Origin of the sequence: Aquipluma nitroreducens, from assembly GCF_009689585.1 — a bacterium.
Lineage (GTDB): Bacteria > Bacteroidota > Bacteroidia > Bacteroidales > Prolixibacteraceae > Aquipluma > Aquipluma nitroreducens.
The window spans coordinates 3065201-3084536 of the sequence record NZ_AP018694.1 but is presented as its reverse complement, the minus strand read 5'-3'; the positions used below and the strand labels follow the sequence as shown (position 1 = coordinate 3084536).

The 19336-nt window shown below is 36.7% G+C and carries 13 protein-coding genes; 6 read left to right on the top strand and 7 right to left on the bottom strand.

Annotated elements, in window-relative coordinates; genetic code table 11:
- Positions 1 to 56 precede the first annotated feature (56 nt).
- Together AQPE_RS12950 and AQPE_RS12945 are read right to left on the bottom strand one after the other, a co-directional pair.
- Positions 57 to 1730, bottom strand: a complete 1674-nt coding sequence (locus tag AQPE_RS12950; RefSeq protein ID WP_318346921.1) for a hypothetical protein — start codon at positions 1728 to 1730, stop codon at positions 57 to 59.
- Positions 1731 to 1860: 130 nt separating this feature from the next.
- Positions 1861 to 3489, bottom strand: coding sequence for a hypothetical protein (locus AQPE_RS12945; protein ID WP_318346920.1), 1629 nt, complete (start codon positions 3487 to 3489; stop codon positions 1861 to 1863).
- Between the two features lie 243 nt (positions 3490 to 3732).
- On the opposite strand from AQPE_RS12945, the gene AQPE_RS12940 reads away from it, so the two are divergent.
- On the top strand, positions 3733 to 5022 hold the full coding sequence (locus AQPE_RS12940; protein WP_318346919.1) for a hypothetical protein: 1290 nt from the start codon (positions 3733 to 3735) through the stop codon (positions 5020 to 5022).
- Between the two features lie 13 nt (positions 5023 to 5035).
- Here AQPE_RS12940 and AQPE_RS12935 read toward each other — a convergent pair whose 3' ends face one another.
- The 4 genes from AQPE_RS12935 to AQPE_RS12920 all read right to left on the bottom strand — a co-directional run bounded on the left by AQPE_RS12935 (position 5036) and on the right by AQPE_RS12920 (position 11577).
- Entirely contained in the window at positions 5036 to 5932 is an 897-nt protein-coding gene (locus AQPE_RS12935; RefSeq protein WP_318346918.1) for a DMT family transporter, read from the bottom strand.
- 760 nt (positions 5933 to 6692) lie between these two features.
- A complete protein-coding gene (locus tag AQPE_RS12930; RefSeq protein ID WP_449658200.1) occupies positions 6693 to 6998 on the bottom strand; it encodes a glycoside hydrolase family 78 protein in 306 nt (101 codons plus the stop codon).
- Between the two features lie 121 nt (positions 6999 to 7119).
- On the bottom strand, positions 7120 to 8802 hold the full coding sequence (locus tag AQPE_RS12925; protein WP_318346916.1) for an apiosidase-like domain-containing protein: 1683 nt from the start codon (positions 8800 to 8802) through the stop codon (positions 7120 to 7122).
- 27 nt (positions 8803 to 8829) lie between these two features.
- Entirely contained in the window at positions 8830 to 11577 is a 2748-nt protein-coding gene (locus tag AQPE_RS12920; RefSeq protein WP_318346915.1) for a family 78 glycoside hydrolase catalytic domain, read from the bottom strand.
- A gap of 195 nt (positions 11578 to 11772) precedes the next feature.
- Here AQPE_RS12920 and AQPE_RS12915 point away from each other — a divergent pair, with 195 nt between their 5' ends.
- Positions 11773 to 12168, top strand: coding sequence for a hypothetical protein (locus AQPE_RS12915; RefSeq protein ID WP_318346914.1), 396 nt, complete (start codon positions 11773 to 11775; stop codon positions 12166 to 12168).
- A gap of 991 nt (positions 12169 to 13159) precedes the next feature.
- On the opposite strand, the gene AQPE_RS12910 is transcribed toward AQPE_RS12915, so the two are convergent.
- Positions 13160 to 13381, bottom strand: a complete 222-nt coding sequence (locus AQPE_RS12910) for a hypothetical protein (protein ID WP_318346913.1) — start codon at positions 13379 to 13381, stop codon at positions 13160 to 13162.
- A 431-nt stretch (positions 13382 to 13812) separates the two neighbouring features.
- On the opposite strand from AQPE_RS12910, the gene AQPE_RS12905 reads away from it, so the two are divergent.
- From AQPE_RS12905 to AQPE_RS12890, 4 genes are all read left to right on the top strand, one after another.
- On the top strand, positions 13813 to 16392 hold the full coding sequence (locus AQPE_RS12905) for an FISUMP domain-containing protein (protein WP_318346912.1): 2580 nt from the start codon (positions 13813 to 13815) through the stop codon (positions 16390 to 16392).
- Positions 16393 to 16532: 140 nt separating this feature from the next.
- Positions 16533 to 16955: a coiled-coil domain-containing protein gene (locus AQPE_RS12900; RefSeq protein ID WP_318346911.1), complete on the top strand. Its 423-nt coding sequence runs from the start codon at positions 16533 to 16535 to the stop codon at positions 16953 to 16955.
- A 129-nt stretch (positions 16956 to 17084) separates the two neighbouring features.
- Entirely contained in the window at positions 17085 to 17372 is a 288-nt protein-coding gene (locus AQPE_RS12895) for a hypothetical protein (protein ID WP_318346910.1), read from the top strand.
- Between the two features lie 178 nt (positions 17373 to 17550).
- Positions 17551 to 19203 carry a leucine-rich repeat domain-containing protein gene (locus AQPE_RS12890; RefSeq protein WP_318346909.1) on the top strand — a complete coding sequence of 551 codons (1653 nt, stop codon included), beginning with the start codon at positions 17551 to 17553 and terminating at the stop codon, positions 19201 to 19203.
- Positions 19204 to 19336: the final 133 nt, after the last annotated feature.

Genomic DNA, 19336 nt, shown 5'->3' with positions numbered 1-19336 from the left:
AATCTCTGCCAATACCTCATCCAGGTTGTTTTTTATTACTCCTTTTTATTAATTGATTATTTATTCAATGGTTCTTTCTTATTTTCTGAAATTACAATTCTACCAGAATGCTTATGATTGACAATTAAGGAATAATCCCCATTCCCAAGATCCTTAAGTTTATAGGTGTCGTTATGAACATCTCTGTTTTCAGAAATCGCAGTACCTTCTATAGTTATTTTAGCTGGCTTAAAATCAAGTCGTAAAAATTCGGTTCCAATATTGTTAGTAGGAGTATATTGAACTTCTTTTGATTGATAGGCTACATTCTTCAATATCCCTTCTGAATAAAGAATATGGTTTTCTCCCTGCGGCGCCCATTCAGGTATTGCGGCAAAAGCTTGATAAAACATCCTTGGACATTCACCATAGCAATCAGACCACCAGGTATCAATTGAACTAACCGGACTTTCATTTGCCAGCCCCTCCTCAGTATTGCAATAAGTTACCCAATTTAACGAACGATAAGCTTTTTCTTTATACGTTTTATCCCCTGAAACGGCATACCAACGGGCACATTCTGCCCCATAACGGGCAGTCTGATAATCCATTTTAGGCAAATACCCATCCTGTTCGCCTACAATATTAGCTCCCCATTGCGTTGCTGGCTCTCCGGGTGCGCAGCGAAACACAAAATTATCTTCGGTCCATTTGATTAATTTTGGAATATCTACCTTCCAGTTTGGATCCAATTCAGCGTAATCAAACATACACAGTGTAGTATTGCTGGCACTCATATTACTTTTATAGGTATTGCTGTTAACATCGGTATCAGTATGACCATCTGTCCAATAACCGGTTTCCATAGGAAATTGCAAGATGAAATTTCTTGCTTTGATAAGAGCTTCCTTATAAAAAGCCACATTACCCAAATTGTCTCTAACCAGATTATCCATCAACATATAACAACCAGCCCAATTGGCACCGTATTCTGCAGTAATCTTTCCTGAATCCATTATTACACGATAAGGCCAAACCGATTTATCAGCAGTACCAATTCTTGCATTTGCGGCAAGAACATTTGCTACATGAAGTGCGGCATTCAGGTATTTCTTTTCACCGCTATAAAGGTACATTCTGTAATAAGCCAATCCCATATCTCCTGCATGGTCAACCTGGACCTCGTGAAGAGCCAAATGCCCCTGCCTAGTGAATCCCAAAAATTCCGTGTCCCCAGGATTGGTTGTTGTATATGGAAAATTTGGCCATGCAAATGTTGCTGGGCTTGTGCCATGTTCCAGGGAGTAATCCATAAGATCCTTCACTATTTTCATTACACTTAAATCACCGGTATAAGCATAATAAAGTCTGGCACTTTCAAACCAGTTGGGAAGTTTTTCCGCAACATCATTCATCCAATCCTTAATTTCCATTTTCCCATCTTTTATCACAAAAGAGGCATAGAAATAATATTGCGGATAATTTGATCTGGGTGCAGGACCCGGAGAATTTGGCACTTTTGTTTTAATAAAATTCCAACGTTGATGCAGGAACTGGTCGTAAGCTTTGGATTGTGGCGTTATCCAGGAGATAAGTTTCGACTGATAGTCCAAAACAACTTTGTGGTAGGCAATGGTGTCGGGCGTTGCCGAATTCCTGTTTGAAGTTGTTTGTGCAAACAGACAGGTAGTAATAAAAATACCAGTGATAAATAAACCAATCTTTTTTATGTCTGATCTTAAATTTAACATCGTTTTACTTTTAATTGTGTTTCTACTTTAAAATATCTCATATTGAAAATTCAATCTACTCATTACCAAAATTTCCTTCCATATTTATCTTCTGGTGTAGAGTGTATTATAATATTGGTACAAGAGAATCTCATTCAACAATGATAACTTCTCCTTTTTTAAGTCTCTTTATAATAACAGAATAGCCACCACCGTCCAGGTTCTTAACCTTATATGTATCTGAGTCCAACGAATTGTCATTCCAAATTTCTTTTCCATTTAATTTTACCATTTTTGGCTTAAATGCCAGCCTCAGGTATTCTATACCATTGGCTGAGGTTGCAACATACGACACCATACCCTTATCATAACTAATATTTTTAAGTATCCCTTCAGAATAAAGAATGTGGTTTTCGTGCGGTGGCGCAAATTCCGGAACACCGGCAAAAGCCTGGTAAAACATTCGGGGACATTCACCGTAACAATCAGACCACCAGGTTGAAATTCCTTTGCTGACAGGGCTTTCGAAAGCCTTGCCGGTGGAATCGTTGCAATAGGTCACCCAATTAAGAGAGCGATATGCTTTTTCTTTGTAGGATTCATCTCCTGAAACCGCGTACCATCGGGCACAAACTGCAGCATACCGTGCCGTTTGATAATCCATTTTATACATAAAGGAGTCTTGTTCCCCTACAATATTGGCTCCCCACATCGTAGAAGGTTCACCTTGAGCTGACCTGGAAACAAAATAGTCTTCAGTCCATTTGATTAATTTTGGAATATCTTCCTTCCAGTTTGGATTCAATTCAGCGTAATCAAACATGCACAGTGTAGTATTGCTGGCACTCAAATTACTTTTATAGGTATTGCTGTTAACATCGGTATCAGTATGACCATCTGTCCAATAACCGGTTTTCATAGGAAATTGCAAGATGAAATTTCTTGCTTTGATAAGAGCTTCCTTATAAAAAGCCACATTACCCAAATTGTCTCTAACCAAATTATCCATCAACATATAACAACCAGTCCAATTGGCACCGTATTCTGCAGTAATCTTTCCTGAATCCATTATTACACGATAAGGCCAAACCGATTTATCAGCAGTACCAATTCTTGCATTTGCGGCAAGAACATTTGCTACATGAAGTGCGGCATTCAGGTATTTCTTTTCACCGCTATAAAGGTACATTCTGTAATAAGCCAATCCCATCTCTCCTGCATGGTCAACTTGTATTTCATGCAACTTAAACCGGGATGCAGTTGTAAAGCCTTGAAAGATCGTGTCTCCCGCATTTGTGGTAGTGTATGGGAAATTTGGCCAGACAAAATTAGCAGGACTTGTACCGTGAGTGATATAATATTCCATCATATTTTTTACAATTGTCATTACACTGGGATCACCAGTATAAGCATAATATAGACGCGCATTTTCAAACCAATTGGGCATTTTTTCAGCTACATCGTTCATCCATGTATCATACTCTAATACATTATTATTTTTGAAACCGCAATAAAAATAATATTGCGGATATTTCGACCTTGGATGAGGACCAGGTGAATTTGGTACTTTGTTCTTGATAAAATCCCATCTCAAGCGAAGAAAATGATCATAGGCATTTTCCACCGGGGTGAACCATGGAATTAATTTATTCTGATTATCAAGAACAACTTTATGTGTACAAAAAATAATTGTGTCCTTCACACCATTTTGGCCTAAACTCTGGTTAGTCTGAAATAATCCGGCCCACATCAAAATGAAAATAATATTTATATATCGCATTGTTTCCTAGTAAATTATTCGTTACTCAACAATTCAAGTTTCGCAGTTTCAATCCTAAAAAATAGAATTTTGAAATTCAATTTCCGTTTGTTTTTCTTGACAATTTACACCAGTTTTGTTTTCAATTTACAAATCAATTGTATTCAAAGTTTGTACAAAACCTATACATTCGTTTAAGCAACTGAACAATAGGGTTTTAGTTATTAACTGAATGAAGAATCTCTCATCATATAGCCCAGTAGTATGAATGATGTTTATTTTATAAAAGAAATTATTAAGGAAATTGAGAAAAAGCTCAATTGGGAAAGCATCTCATTGTGGACTGATAATGAATATAGGAATTTAAGCCAACTGATACTTGAAGACACAAACATCTCCATCAGTGCACAAACTCTTAAAAGGCTATTTGGGAAAGTTAAATATAAAAACATATATACTCCGCAGTCGGCCACCAAAGATGCGTTGGCAATGTTTTTAGGATATAAAGATTGGCTGTCATTTGTGCAAACAAAAAATAATAAAACAGGATTCTACTTCAGGCATTCAGATAAATGGAATATAAACAGTTCATACAAAAGAATACTCATTTTGGGAGGAGTAGCAGTATTATTTATTATTATTATTTTAACTGTACATTTTCATTCCATTGACGAGTCTACAGTATTTTATGCCGATAACTTATCAGGCACTGTACCTTATACCGTTTCCATAAATTATGACATTTCGAAAATTAAAAATCAGGAAATTTACATTGATTTTGACGAACATGAGGCTGAAGATTCTACTTTGATAGAAAAACTAGATAAAAGCAGACATTTGATTAATCATTGTTTTGAAACGCCTGGATTTTACACTATTCGTTTGTGGATAGATGGCAAAATATATTCATCTATTAAGGTGCATGTACTATCAGATGGATGGACCAGTTACTATTTTAACAATGATAATTTTGCACAGCGAAAATTTGTACTTCCACTGGAAAATAAAGTAATGGATCAAAATAATGACAGCCTCTTGTATCTCTCGCCTGCCGACCTTACCAAGCAGGGATTTAAATCAAATACAGTGTATTACCTTGAAAATATGCTATATAAAGACTTCGGACTTTCAGCCGATAACAGTGAAATGGAAGTAAAATATAAGAATTCTCCGGAAAATGGGGGCATTAGTTGCTACGATGTTGAATTCAGAATTATCGGAGAGAATGGTCTGGTTTCTGTCATGTTTGTTCAAAGGGGATGTCATAGATGGTCGGAAGTTACGGTTGGAGATGTGCTCCTGAATGGTAAATACAATGACCTAACAAATTTAAGTTCAGATATGGCTTCATGGAATATTATTAAGATTCAATTGAATGAAAACAAGGCTAGGTTTATTAATGGGCAGGATACTATTTTTTCATGCTTGTATAAAAAACCGCTCGGATCGATTAAAGGAATCCGTTTTGTAACAAAAGGTTCCGGTGCATTTGATTATGTCAGATTGTTCAATTCGAATGGTGACCTGAAATATGAAGATAATTTTGAAAAATAAAACTATCCTGAATTTAACTCGTCTTTGTCGTCTCAAACGAAAGTAGATAGGCTCCCAGAATTGCAAGAAAAATACCAATAGATGCATCTAAACTAAGCATCTCGTCTAGGAAAACAATAGCCAAAATGACGGTAAATACTTGCTGCAAGGCTGCAGCAATTGAACTGACCTTAGAGGCTTTGCCTTTGACCTGATAGGCCCAGTAAATGGATAAGACTCCCAGTCCATCAAGGAACCCAGCTGATGATCCAAGCCAAAATGTTTTTTCTGAAAAATTAAAATCGATCAGGCCAAAAGCGAAAAAACAAACCGAAACCAAAACAGAAGAAACAACAAAACTTAAATAAGCCCACCCGGTAGAAAGATAATTGGAAATTACTTTTTGCAAAGCGCTGAAGATTCCAAATAAAAAAAGTGTAAGAATTGCAAATATCAGCCAGACCTGAAATTCAATATTTTTATAGAATACATCAGAACCATCAAAAAAGCTGGATTGGCCAGATAACAATAGTATAGCAGGAATAACAATAAAAATACCCAATCCATTTATCCAGTTTAACTTTTCCTTAAAAATCAGAAGTGCTATTACAATGGTAATTAATGGGTAAAGATTAGTTAAAGGAATTATCACAGCAGCCTGTCCTCCCATATTAAAAGACTGGTAAATAGACACATTTCCTATTACTGCAAGAATGCTCGCACCAATTCCGAGGGAAATGCCTTTGACATTCGCTTCCTTTATTTTGCAGTTCCGAAGTACCAAAGGTAAAGTAAACAACGCACCCACAGTAAACATAAAATGGGTTGCAAAAGGATTGATGTCACCGGAAATAAACTTTGTTAAAATTCCCCAAATTCCCCAACTAGCAGCAGCTAGAATAGCATATACCAGCCAACGCTTTTCTTTCAAAAAAACACCCATACTATTTTAAACTTTTAAACTGATAAAATAACTAATCAAATTGATTTATTGCAAATTCTTTTCAAAAAGATTAGTCAATGAACCCACAAAAACGATGTAAAACTGGTCATTCGTTTTGAAGCATTTTATATCTACAATTGCAGTACATCAACTGTTTGCTTATGTTTTGTTATGGATAAATTTTAAATTGCCTTTTCTATTTTTTTCTTCTGGTTTCAATATATTCCAGCTCTTCCATAATTGAATGTAAAATGAGTGTTCCGGTGTCTTATTTAAAATGGTCTTCAAGTAATCAATTCATAAATTTTTTACTCCAATAGAGGGAATCCAGTTCTATCCCGATTTTTACGCCAAAGTAATTTAGTTGAGATTTTATCTGACATTTCAGCTCTCTATGTCTGATCTAAATTTCTGCCGAGACCTAGGAGTCTGTCGGACTTTAATCCAGAAAGCGAAAATAGTTAATATAATTGGCAGTTAGGCCACTGAGAATTGAATATTTAACTGATATCGAACAAGTGCATTTCAGATATGAAAAGCTAAGGACGTTAAAAAGCTAAGTCCGACAGGCTCTTAGTCCGGCTATATAAAGTCGTGCAGATTTCAATTCTTTCTTTAGCTTAATTTCTTTTCGGAGTATCGGATTGGGCGTTTCCTTATAAAAGTCTTAATCCTGATCAGGCAATGACCAAGGATCTGAAATCCATTTAGCCTTCCAGTCCGATGTTTTTATCATGCTGGTTTCGAACTAGGAAGAAGCGCTCCATTCCGAAACTTTATCGTTTTGGTCCCAAACACGAACTTTCCAAAAATACCGGGTAAACGACTTCAAAGGTTTTCCTGAATACTGAATTCCAAAAGTTTGGTTACCGGAGATTTTCCCTGATTGCAAGTATTTTCCAGCATCCAATTTTTCCGGATTGTCGGTGACCCGAATTTCATAAGCTGTTTGTTCCATTCCCCGTTCGTCCGATTTTAAAACCCAGCTAAACTCCGGAACAGGATCGTCGAAACCTAACGGAGTAGATTGATGATCAGTTTTTAAATTGACAATTTCGAAATTCTGGCCAAAATCAAAAAAGAAAAATGAAAAGATTTTTAATATCCATGATTTGCTGGTTTATAGTTGGTCGATCATTCTTTCTTCAAATAAATTTTCCCGCTTTCATCGTCAATTATTTCCTGCCTATATATAGCACCCAATCTTTGTATTCAGGGACTGCAGGATATGATTCGGGGCACTCAAATTGTAAAACGCTATTACCCTGAATAGTTTTTGAATCATAAATCTGCCCCGATGCAGGATTGAACCAATAATATTTATAATATCCTGAGGCTGCAGAACCATCCATTCTGACTTTTACTGTTCCGGCATACCTCAAATACAGCACATACTCCTCTCCTGGTTTTGCCAGACAAAATGGCTGCGGATATTCCTGCACCAGTTCAGGGTGAGGAGCCATGTTCCACCATTTTACTTTTTTAAAAAATTCGGCCAGATGTTTCATGGATTCAGCTCCTTCATAATCATAGGTTGTGCGGGCAAATCCTTTTTCATAAGGCCAAGCACCTGCTCCTCCCGGAGCTTCAGGGACACTTGCCAGCCAGACATGCCCTCCTCCGTAAGTGTGACCGGCGGCACCCGAAAGTATAGCCGACCAGGCAGCAAACCGGATATCCATCGCCGTCGGATTGCCTTCAGTAAATTCGTACCAGCATTCTGTTACAACAATTGGCTTCGATGGGTTCAGATGATATTCTTCTGAAACCACCTGCGGAATCATCTCATTAGCATATTTTCCATGCCCAACCTGACTTTGATTGTAATCGAGCCACGCCTCCTGATGTAAAACCTTTCCGGTGGCCCATTGGGGAGCTGCAGCACCACCACTCCAGAATGGCGGAGTATTGTGAACACTGACAATACGCTCATACGGATCTTCCTTTTTGATCAGTTTGCCCAAATCTTTCCAGAAATTAAGTCCCATTCCACCATAATTGTTCATGTTATATTCACCGGCAAGAACCCAGATCACATTGTATGCTCCAAACCTGTGAACCAGGTAGCGCCACCAGCGCTGCATTTTTTCCGCTCCAACCGTTTTGTTCAGATCAGGTCGGCTCCACCAGCCATGAATCCAAACCGTGATTCCTTTCAAATTGGCATACCTTATCATTTCCTCAACCTTTTTTGCATGTTCCGTATCCAGTTTGGTATAAGTTTCATCCAACAAGGAACTTTCCCTGCCCCATCCGTTTCCGGGGACAAATAGCTGACCGATGTTAAAACCTTTTTCTGAACGGTTGTCAACCATTTGCTTGAATGTTTCCAGGTGAATACGGCTGTCTGTCCAGTTCCACCAGGTGTCGCCGATCCAGAGAAACGGCTGTCCGTCGGAATATTCAAAAAAATGTCCGGCTTGTTCTCCTGTCTTATTAACCCTGACAAAACCATGCCTTGTTGGATTGGCGTTTTGTTCATCTTTGGTCCAGGTAACAACTTCCAGGTTTCCCTTCTTTCCATTCATGCTTTTTTCTGGTGAAAAAGAGATATACTTCCATTCACCGGCATAAGGCGGTGCAAAATTTACGCACCATTCCGATCCGCCATTCCAAAAACCTACTATCGTAATCTCCTTATTTAAAGCCTCTCCTTTATAGCCTTCAAAGGTGACTTTTAACAGATCACCTCCTGAACTTGAAGGTATATCTTTATAAGGATTGGAATACGTTTTAGCTGATTTGAAAATGATTTTATAAACCTCCCCATGGTGGATGGTTTCAGCATTTGATTTGAAAACAAGAAATGAAAGGATGGTTATCAGAAGAAATATTTTCGAAGCAGTATGGATTTTCATATCGGTTGGTTTAATTATAAAATTTCTTTATTCCGAAATAAAATGATAATGTCCGCTTTTCACATCAAAAACCTGGTAGCCACCTTCGTCCCTTAAAAAACGGACATCACCCGTCGAAGTAATTTGATTTCCATTTTCTGTAATTCGTTTTTCTTTTCTGACCGGAACATAAATCGTAGCATGGCTGCCAACAGGAACCGTCACATCCATCGAGAACTGTTCATTTTCATTTTCCCAGTAGATGCCTGCTTCGCCATAAGTCGTCTGAGTGAAATATTTTACAAATGAAAGATCGTTTACTGGCTGAGGTTTAAAAATGATGTGCCTGTATCCCGGTTCATCCTCATCGGTATTCATCCCGGCAAGTTCCCGGCAAAACCAAACCAATCCGCCTCCAAACATCGGGTGATTGTGCGAACCACCGTCATTCCATTGTTCGCGTGTGGTAGTCGATCCGAGTTCAATCCAATGACCATACCCAGGTTCATCCTTTTTATTCATGGCTTCATAAGCCAGGTCATTTAAGCCATTTTCAGATAAAACCTCAAAAAAGAATTGGGTACCAAAGATTCCGGTATCCAGATGCCCGTCATTTGCTTTAATATCAGCTTTCAAAGCATTGACCACTTTGTTGTATTGATTTTCAGGAACACCCATTTTCAGTGCAAAAATATTTCCGCCCGATTTTCCGTAGGTTCCATTTACTTTATCATAAAATCTTTTGTGAAAGGCCTCCTTCGTCCGCTCAGCCAGTTCAGCATATTGCCGGGCGTCATCAGTCTTATTCAAGGCTTTGGCAGCTTTGGCAGTTAAATCTGCACATCGCCAGAAATAAAAAGTATGGACCATTTCATCCGGCGGTAAATCTCCCGGAGTTACCCATTCACCAAGATTAAACCATTTGAGTACCTTTCCGTTTTTCCCAACCCTCTGCGAAAACATAATTCCGTCTTTATCGACCCAGGTTTGCATGTATCGAATGTATCCTTTCATGCCTTCATAATTATCTTCAAGCATATCTTTGGCTCCGTAATGTAAGTAAAATTCCCAGGGCATGATACAGATGGCTGCCCCCCAGGCTACACCACCTCCGCATCCCGGCTGCCAGGGCGCTCCATTCGGAACATATCCGGTTTTTAACTCCTGCGCCCCCAAAATGTCCTGTATCCATTTATGGTAGAAATTCCGGGCATCAAAATTATGCATCACCATAACACAAGCAACCTCACCATCGCCGGTATAGGCTGAACGCTCCCGATGTGGACAATCGCTGGCTATTCCACCATGCATATTATCGGTCTGGCTTCTCCTCCAGATTTTATTGATGTTGTTAAAAAGCGGATTCGATGTCTCAAAAGTTGCCGACACATCAATCGCTGTGTGAACTATTTCTGCCGTGATCTGTCCTGCCTGAAGTTCACCCGGCCAGTTACTGATTTCGACACCGCTAAAAACAAACCAGTTAAAGCGTGCAGCATAAGATTCAGCACCTTTTCCGCTGAAAACATATGAATTGTCGCCTGAAAAGGTATTGCTTAGGTATTTAATTTCAATTTTGTGCCCGGCTGGACCTTTTACATTGTTCAGGCGCACCCAGCCGGAAACTTCGACGCCAAAATCCACATGATAATTTCCATTGGAAAGTTTCTCAATCTTAACCGGAGCCAATCGTTCCATCACCCTGTCAGGACGGGCTGTTTGAGCCACTAATTTTCCTTCAGGAGCTTTCCTGAGCACAACGGACTTCCATGTCGAATCATCAAAATCAGGCTGATCCCATCCGGGCTGCTCTTTGCGGGCATCATAGTGCTCGCCGTAATAGACCATGTCCATCAGGATAGGACTTTCAGAAGCTTTCCAGCTTTCATCGCTTACAATTACATCTTCAGTTCCATCGGTATAGGTAATATATATCTGCGCCAAAAAACGTGGGGTTCCGTAGGCAGCCGTCCAGTATTTCGCCGGATTGAAAAACCCATTTCCGAGAATGCTGCCCAGTGCATTTGATCCTTTTTTTAATTGATTTTTTATATCGTAAGCTAGGTACATCACCCGGTATTCCCTGAAATTATCCTCCAGCGGAATACCTTCATTACTTAAGCCCGGACGTTTCCCGTAGTTGGTTTGATTCGGTACCAAAACATCTTTTCCCACTTTATGTCCGTTCAGGTAAAACTCAAAATATCCAAGTCCTGTAACAAATGCCACTGCTTTTGCCACTCGCTTTTCAATCCTGAATTCTTTCCGGAACATTGGTGCCGGTGGCGGCAGTTGTTCCGGAAGAGTGACCCCCGGATTCATCGGTTTGGGTAGCGCCTCCTCTCCTTGCCAGGGTGCCCCTATCCATTTGGCTTTCCAATCCGATGGACTCAACAAACCCATCCGCCAGTATGCCGGTTTGCTCCACTCGGAAACGTTCCCCTCTTTATTCCAAACACGAACCTGCCACCAGCAATCCATTCTTGATGTAAGTTGTTTTCCGGCATATTCAACCCGATCGCACTGGTCGCCGGGAACCTTTTGACTATCCCATAAATCAGGGTTTTTAAGCTTCTTTTCGGAAGTAGCCACCCGAATTTGCCAGGCGGACTGCATTTGACCGCGTTCTCTATTTTTGGCAATGTTTATCCATGCCAGCCGCGGTTTTAACACATCAACCACAGGTGGATCTTGAAGATATTCACACGTAAGTTTAGTTGGTCCTATTTTCCCGTAGGAATTAAAACAAATGAAATTTGCAAAAAATAACAGAATATAAATTGGTTTGATGGTCATGGTTATAAAGGTTTTTGTTTTTCATTTTTGAGAACAAAAAATAAACGAGTTCATTTGCAATTAAAGAAGAATCAGTATCTCCTTAACTCCACAAAATAAATTCGATAAAAATCGGTAAGCCCTGTAAAATCAAGCATTACAAAGCTTGCCCGATTGATGATTTTTCACTTATTTAGGTGAAAAACATCGTAGCGAATGAAAATTACATATTCTACAGGAAATATCAAATCTTTTGGCGGAATTAATTTCGCTGATCATATTGTCAGGAATGCCTCGGTTTATGAAACCATTGACAAACCCCTTGGCGGGCGAGGGATAAAAGCCGAATATTCATACAGCGACCTGATCCGCTCGTACCTATTGATGGTTCTTTGCGGTGGCGAATGTGCCGAAGACATTACTGAACACTTACGTTTGGAACTTTCTCATGTCAAAAGGGTTGAAGTATATTCGATGTACTCCGCATCTTGCGAGGCTCTCTCATTGACAGAACACCTATCAGGGAACTGTTCGAAAGACCGGTCAACGAAGTACCTGAAATATGTAATGATGTCGGCTTTCAACTTAGCTTTAATTTTTAGTAGACACTAGTGTCACGTCACAGCTAGTAATGTAGGCATCCATAAACTTGCTTTACCTTTGAGTTAATGATATTTTATCTTTTGGAACCTTGGGACAAAGAAAAAGTGCCTAACTCAGACAATCAATATTGATATTTAACCTGAGTTGCTGGGGTGGTTTCGACAGTTTCGACCAGCTTCCTTTCGATCCAATACGAGGAATAAGTTCATTTAAATATCAGAAAAATGTAGATCCAAAATCACCAATAAGGGTTTTGTGTCCACATTTTCGGTTAAAGTCAAAAAATCAGATCAAAAAGCACTGATTTCGGGTGATTTTCGTGCCTTTTACCTGAAGTATGTATATAATCGTTGCATCAGCGGTAAAGTATTCTGCTTCAAATTTTGTCAACATTGACAATTTTAAAAAAGTTGCGCTGGGTATTAAATAGCCAATTTCTAAATCATAAAAAGTACCAAATTCGTGTAATAAAATACAATGAAATAACATTCCGGTTAATCCTTTTATAACACACTTTTACTGAACCCTAGAACTTACATTGTGTTAAATTAGCAATCAATTTTTGAGCTTTTTTTTGAAATATCTATTGATTCCAAATTGCTGTATTGATATTCCCTTTCAATTGATTTTCCAACTTGTCATCCAAGCCCGAAAAGAAGTCAATCCCAGTTTCCTTTTCAATTTCATAAACAGTCACAATAAATTGATCCAGACTTTTTGAAGATGATGCATTAGTTTGTATCTATTAAAACCTAAGCAATTCCGGTGGGTTCCCTGATATTATCTTTGCCGAAATGAAGCAATGTTTTATCCAGGAGAAGGATCTCTTAAAACCCACCAAAACCACAAACAATTACTTTGAAAACGTGGACACAAAACCGATAAAGATGTAAATCCGTTTCTATGATAGAACTTTCTTTGTCTTTCATCATTTGTTCCATCATATTTTTGACAAGGTGTTCCGGCTTCAATTTTATATTAATGCCAGTTTTTTTTAATATCACCATTTTTCATAACGATACAATTTAAATTTTTCACCGTCAAATTCCTGATCATAAACCATAAACTCAACAAATAAATAGGTTAATAATTTTTCCAATTGTGGTGCTTCAACTTCGTCACATAAAGTAAAAGCAGTTGTTCCAGCAACTAGAGTTTTTGGGAATAATAATACAAGTTTAAAACCTTTCGCTTCTTTAAAATTTGTTTTAATTTTTTTCATGTTTTCTATTTTATTTTTTATAAACGCTCGCTTTGCAGCTTGCATTGATCTATATAGGAATGAATATTAAAAAAGACCAAATTATTTTCACATTTGATGAAAATAATTTATGATGAAAGATAAAACAACTAATATTGAGACGGTTTCCGTTAATCTTCGGGGTGGTCTGAAAAAAAACTGAAGAACATATTACTTTGAATAATAAAAAACAGGAGACCGAGGTTTCATTTTCCACCCATATAAAGTTCACCTATTCTTCATCAACCCGTTAAAATGTAAATATTTTGTTTGGCTTTATTAATACCTTGTCAAGACTTATGTCCACAAATTGACATCAATATCTGATTATCTTAAATTACAGTAGCTATTGCTTCACAATAAATCTATCGTAAATTTAAGCACCCAAACCTGATTCGGTTAGAACCAAACATATGAAAACATTCACCCTAATCATTTTCCTTTTCTTTTCAGGATTTTCAGTAAATGCACAGGATTACCTGATTAATTTTTCAGGAACAGGATCAAGTACTTCTGTCGAAACAGTTACCGTTGAAAATTTAACACAAGGGAAGAGCATTACACTTTCCGGGTCAAAGAATATTCATTTGATGGAAACTGTTACAGCAAACACACCTTTATTGGAGTATATGGATTACCCGTTGATTGTTTATCCCAATCCTTCTTCTGGTGACTTGACGATTCAATTCGAAACACAGAAATCTGGCTTAGCAATAATTGTTTTAGTTGATATTACTGGACGAGAAATTAATCGGATACAGCAAAGAGTTCAAAATGGTTTTCAATCATTTAAAGTGGAAGGATTAAGTAATGGGGTTTATACTGTTCAAGTATTGCTAGAAGATCAAAGTTTTTCTAAAAAGGTTATTTGTAATGGGAAATCTACCTCCAAAACAACAATTACCTATAACGGATTCAGTGGAGTAGAACAAAGTATTACCATATTAAAAAGTGCAAATTCGGAACAATCATGGCAGTATAACACAGGCGACCGATTGAAATTTAAAGGCACTTCGGGGAAATACAGTACAATTGTGATGGATGTTCCGACTCAAAACAAAACTATTTCATATGAATTTGTTGAATGTACAGATGCAGATGGGAATAATTATCCTGTTGTTCAAATTGGGAACCAACTATGGATGGCTGAAAACCTCAAAACCACTAAGTATAATGATGGAACACTAATACCAAATGTAACGGATAATACTAATTGGATGAATCTTTCAACTGGAGCCTATTGTTGGTACAATAACGATATAATTAATAAAAAAACTTATGGAGCATTGTACAACTGGTTTGCATTTAGCACAAATAAGTTAACGCCAGACGGGTGGCACATCCCAACTAATTATGAATGGTCAAAGTTGACAGCATTTATTGGGGGTGAAACTATTGGTGGAGCTAAATTGAAGGAGACAAGCACAAAATATTGGGCAGCTCCAAATTCAGGTGCTACAAATGAAGTTGGTTTTACTGCCCTTCCCAGCGGAATAAGATTAGTCGATAAACAAAATTCTTTTTTAGGAGATTTTTCAATTCTTGGTTGTTTTTGTTATTGGTGGTCATCAGAATTAGATAATTCTGACCTATGGGCCTATGGCAAAGAACTAGGATTTAATTCTCCTAACATATTTAGGGTCTCACGCTCAAAACAGACAGGTTGCTCTGTGAGGTGCATAAAAGACGTTCCCAAAAAGCCCTCTACGAAATTCGTTTCAAGGGCTCCTATTAATACATATCCGAATAGCACGATAGGACAAATTAAAAGGGGTTATTTTTTCCCTGGATTTTATGATGTAAATGAGGCTAATAAATACAGTATATTGGTGAATGGAACAAACAATAAAGGAGAAACTTCAATTATCGGGAGCTATTCAATGTGGGGTAACAATTCAACTTATATTGATATTGAAAATGATGGGATACTTGATTATTTCTATTTTTTAGTTCTCAATTCAGAAGGTCAGATAGCAAAGAATTTTGGAAAATATGGTATAGTTAAAAATGTTTTAGGCGAAATTCCCATAATCACTAATTATGATTGTACAACCAAATGGTCTCCAACCTTTGAAATTAATGATGTTAATAATGATGGATATAATGAGATTATTCAAGCAAGTTGGGATGGTCATGAACAATATGCAGATGGTTCACGTAATCCAGAATCTCCTTTAAAAATCATTTATTTTAATTCCAATGGCACATATAATGTGAAAGAGATTGGGGAACCAATGGCTATTCATGATTTCGCATCAGGTGATATTGATAGTGATGGTGATGTTGACATTTTAGTTTGGGCAACCAGTATGATAAATGGAGTTCCTCAGCCCTTATTATATATAAATGATGGAAAAGGAAACTTCACACTAACGAACAATTATTCAACTTTTTCTGGGTTAGAAGAAATATTGAAGCAATATCGGCAATATACAACGACTACAACTGAATTATTCGATTTAAACAATGATGGCTACTTGGATATTATTAGTGGTTATGATATAGGCAAAATTTACTCAACACAGGATTATGAGATAGGAAATTGCCGAATTTATTGGGGTAATTCCAAAGGAACATTTGATTTCAAAAACAATTTTTCTGATTTACCAAATACTTCAATAATAGACGTTTCTGTTCCGAATATTGTTTTAGGATTTTCCTTTTTTGATTTCGATGCTGATGGTGATTATGATGTAATAACAACAGTTACGCCTGATTATGGAGGTTTTTATATCCAGTTATATGAGAATTTAGGAAATGGGAAATTTAAGGATGTGACCGAATCAAAGATTACTGGCTTTTCTCACGTTCATCCAAGGAACAATTTTCAATCGGGAGATTTTCCAAATTTTTACAATATCCGTCTTTATGATATAGATAATGATGGTGATTATGATCTCGTACCTGATGATCTTGCTATGTCGCCATTCGAAATTGTTCAAAACTTATATTGGGAAAATATTGGTGGAAGTTTTGTAAGAAAGAATTATTAAAAAGTGTTTGTCAATGCTCTAAAAATTCAACATAAACTTGGTCAATTTGACCACAAAATCTTAATCGGTTCAATTGGAGACTTTCGTTTAAAAATAAACGGATTACTTGTTAGTGTTGTCGTTGAATCGAATTTAAACGGATGTGTAATGTTGAACTGACAATTTTACGAGTTGCTGAAATTGAGCCTGACTGTTTTTTTTCAATGCAATTTTTAATTCTAAATCTTGCTGGAAATTTAATCTCAATATTTTATTTTTGGTTTATGATTAATCGACATCAATACGAACAGGCAATCAAACAAATTAAAGAAGCCGAAGAGCAAATTCGCCTAACTAAAGAAATTATTGACTTGTATGAAACCCAGGAGAATAATGCTAAAGCTGAAAGATTGCTCAAATTAAAGAAGAACGACTATATAGAATATATCGGTGGGACAAATTCAAAATATCTTACTGTTGGGAAAAAATACAGATTGACAAGTGAATCTTTTAACGAGCGGGTTGCCATTATTAATGATGCTGGGAAACGAGTAGTTCTTAGACCTCATTTTTTCAATTTTTAAATATGGGGACACCACCATTCCATTTCAAATTTTGTCAGTATTGACAAATATAGAGGAAGATGAGTTGTTTTCTAAAATATTTCGGATTTTCGTACTTCTAACTAAATTTCCATATCAAATATTCAATAGATGTATATAACCAATTTTCAACATTTTCTTGATGAACAAGGAAACATCCCCAAAGATATACCAAAGGATGCAAGGGAACTTGCGAATTTTCTTGCTCTGCTAATCGATGATGCATCAACAGGTGATTACGATGCTGAACCAACTGTCAGATGTATTGAAAAGGGCTGTGAGGGCTTGGTTGTGGCATTTATTACGCATGACACAGATGAAATATATTGGGTCTGCCCAATTTGCAAAACCAAAGGTTATATAAACGATTGGAGAGGTACTAAATGGGATAACGGTTAATAAAATATTATCCCGTTATATTGTTTTGTGAGCCGTTGAACTAACCCTGAAACATTCACTCAATGTTCCACATATAATTTTTGTTATGGATCAAACCTGTAGAGATTATTTTTATCTTGGGCTATTAATTAAAATCTGATGCTATTCCTCAATTTAGGATTATAACCAAATTATAAATATGAACGATATAGCCTACAATCTAATTATCATCACTGGGAATAAAGCAGAACTTGAACGTTTTGAAAAAACGGCTTATAAAAATGACAATGAAGTGTTTTGTTTACAATGTTTGCTGCCTTTGCCAGTTTATGGACCCAAAGAAAAAAAACATTCCGTTGATAAATCAGCTTTTGTTAAGCTAATTCATGGTGGTAGGCAAAGGGGAACTTTTAGCATCTTACTTGAAAAGTCTGAGCATCATCTTAAATATTTCTTTAATACCATTGACAGAATCATAAATGTTAAATATCTATCTATTAAATATCCGAGATTAACCTTCTCCCTGATGGCTTTGCATTTGAGGAACAATCTCTGTGGAATTGGAGAATACATGGATGGAAAAACCAGTAATACAATATATTTGAAATGGGAAAAATTTGACTTTGAAATTCCAAGCAAGGTAGGTACTTATTCTCATATTGAGGATTTAGGGAAACGGATACATACCATGATGGATGTAAACCCCGAAATCGATGACGATGTGTTTAATTCACCTACTCAGAAAATTAAATTCTTTGATTATATCAAGCGAGACGATTTCCTGAACAATCATCAGGATTATTATGAGGAATTGATTTTGAAAGAATTGGAGCTTAGCAGTTGTAGTTTATATCACGCATGTTTTGCATGTCGATTTCCATTAATCACGAATAATGCCACAGACCTGAATAAATTTGTTAAAGAAAATTTCTTGGCACCAGCAAAAAGAGAATTATTCCTAAATAAAATTTCTGCATTAGAGGATAATATAAACGAAAATCGTACATGGTGGAACAATCTTTCAGCGAGGTGGAAGGATGAGTTTGTCAGAAACCTAATGAACAATGTAAAAAGCTTAAAAAATAAAACACCTGAACATGTGCTGGATTATATCGAATCTACAGATAAAGGTCTTGAACAATTATTGAGACTGAAACAATTACATGTTAAGGATGATTTAATTGCTGATTTATCACCCGTATTCTACCTGAAGAATTTACAAGATTTTAGAATTATTGAGCCAAAATATTTTAATACTGACTTCTTAGATATTTATCCAATTCCACTTAGAAAAAAAGTCAAGAATTTAAATATAGATGGAATGTCCATGTTTCATTTTGGTCGAATAAAAGATTTTGTTGGTCTTAAACATCTTAGTTGTCGCAAATCTGACTTGGAATTTCTTTCTTGTATCGAGGATCTCTGCCAGCTTGAAACTTTAATAATTGGTGAAGAAAATCATTTTAGCAGTCTAAAGCCGCTTTCAAAATTAATGCTGAAAAGCTTGGATATAAGCTTTAGCAACGTAACGGACATCAGCCCACTGAAGAAGATGAAATCATTGGAAATTCTAAACTTGGGGAATACTAGCATTTATGATCTTTCACCCTTATTTGAACTTTCAAAGTTAAAGCATTTAGTTTTGCCTGATGAAACAGTTCTTTCGGTGACAGATAATCAGATTACAAAATTTGAAAAAGAAAATAAACTACAGCAAGAGCTGAAGAACTATTTGAATCAAAAAAGTAGTTCTACTCAAAATAACCAGGCAAAAGTAGAGTTAAATCCTGAATTCGATTATAACAAAAAGTGGTTTCTTGTCCCAGATGAGCATGATGTTTTTACGATGTAAACTGATTATGAGCTAGTTGAAGACAATATTTTATATGATCGTTATGAATTCAGAACCAAAAATAAAGAAAGACACGAAGCACGTCTTTATATAACTGATGATATAAACGCTTTTGGTGATTTATACAATATTC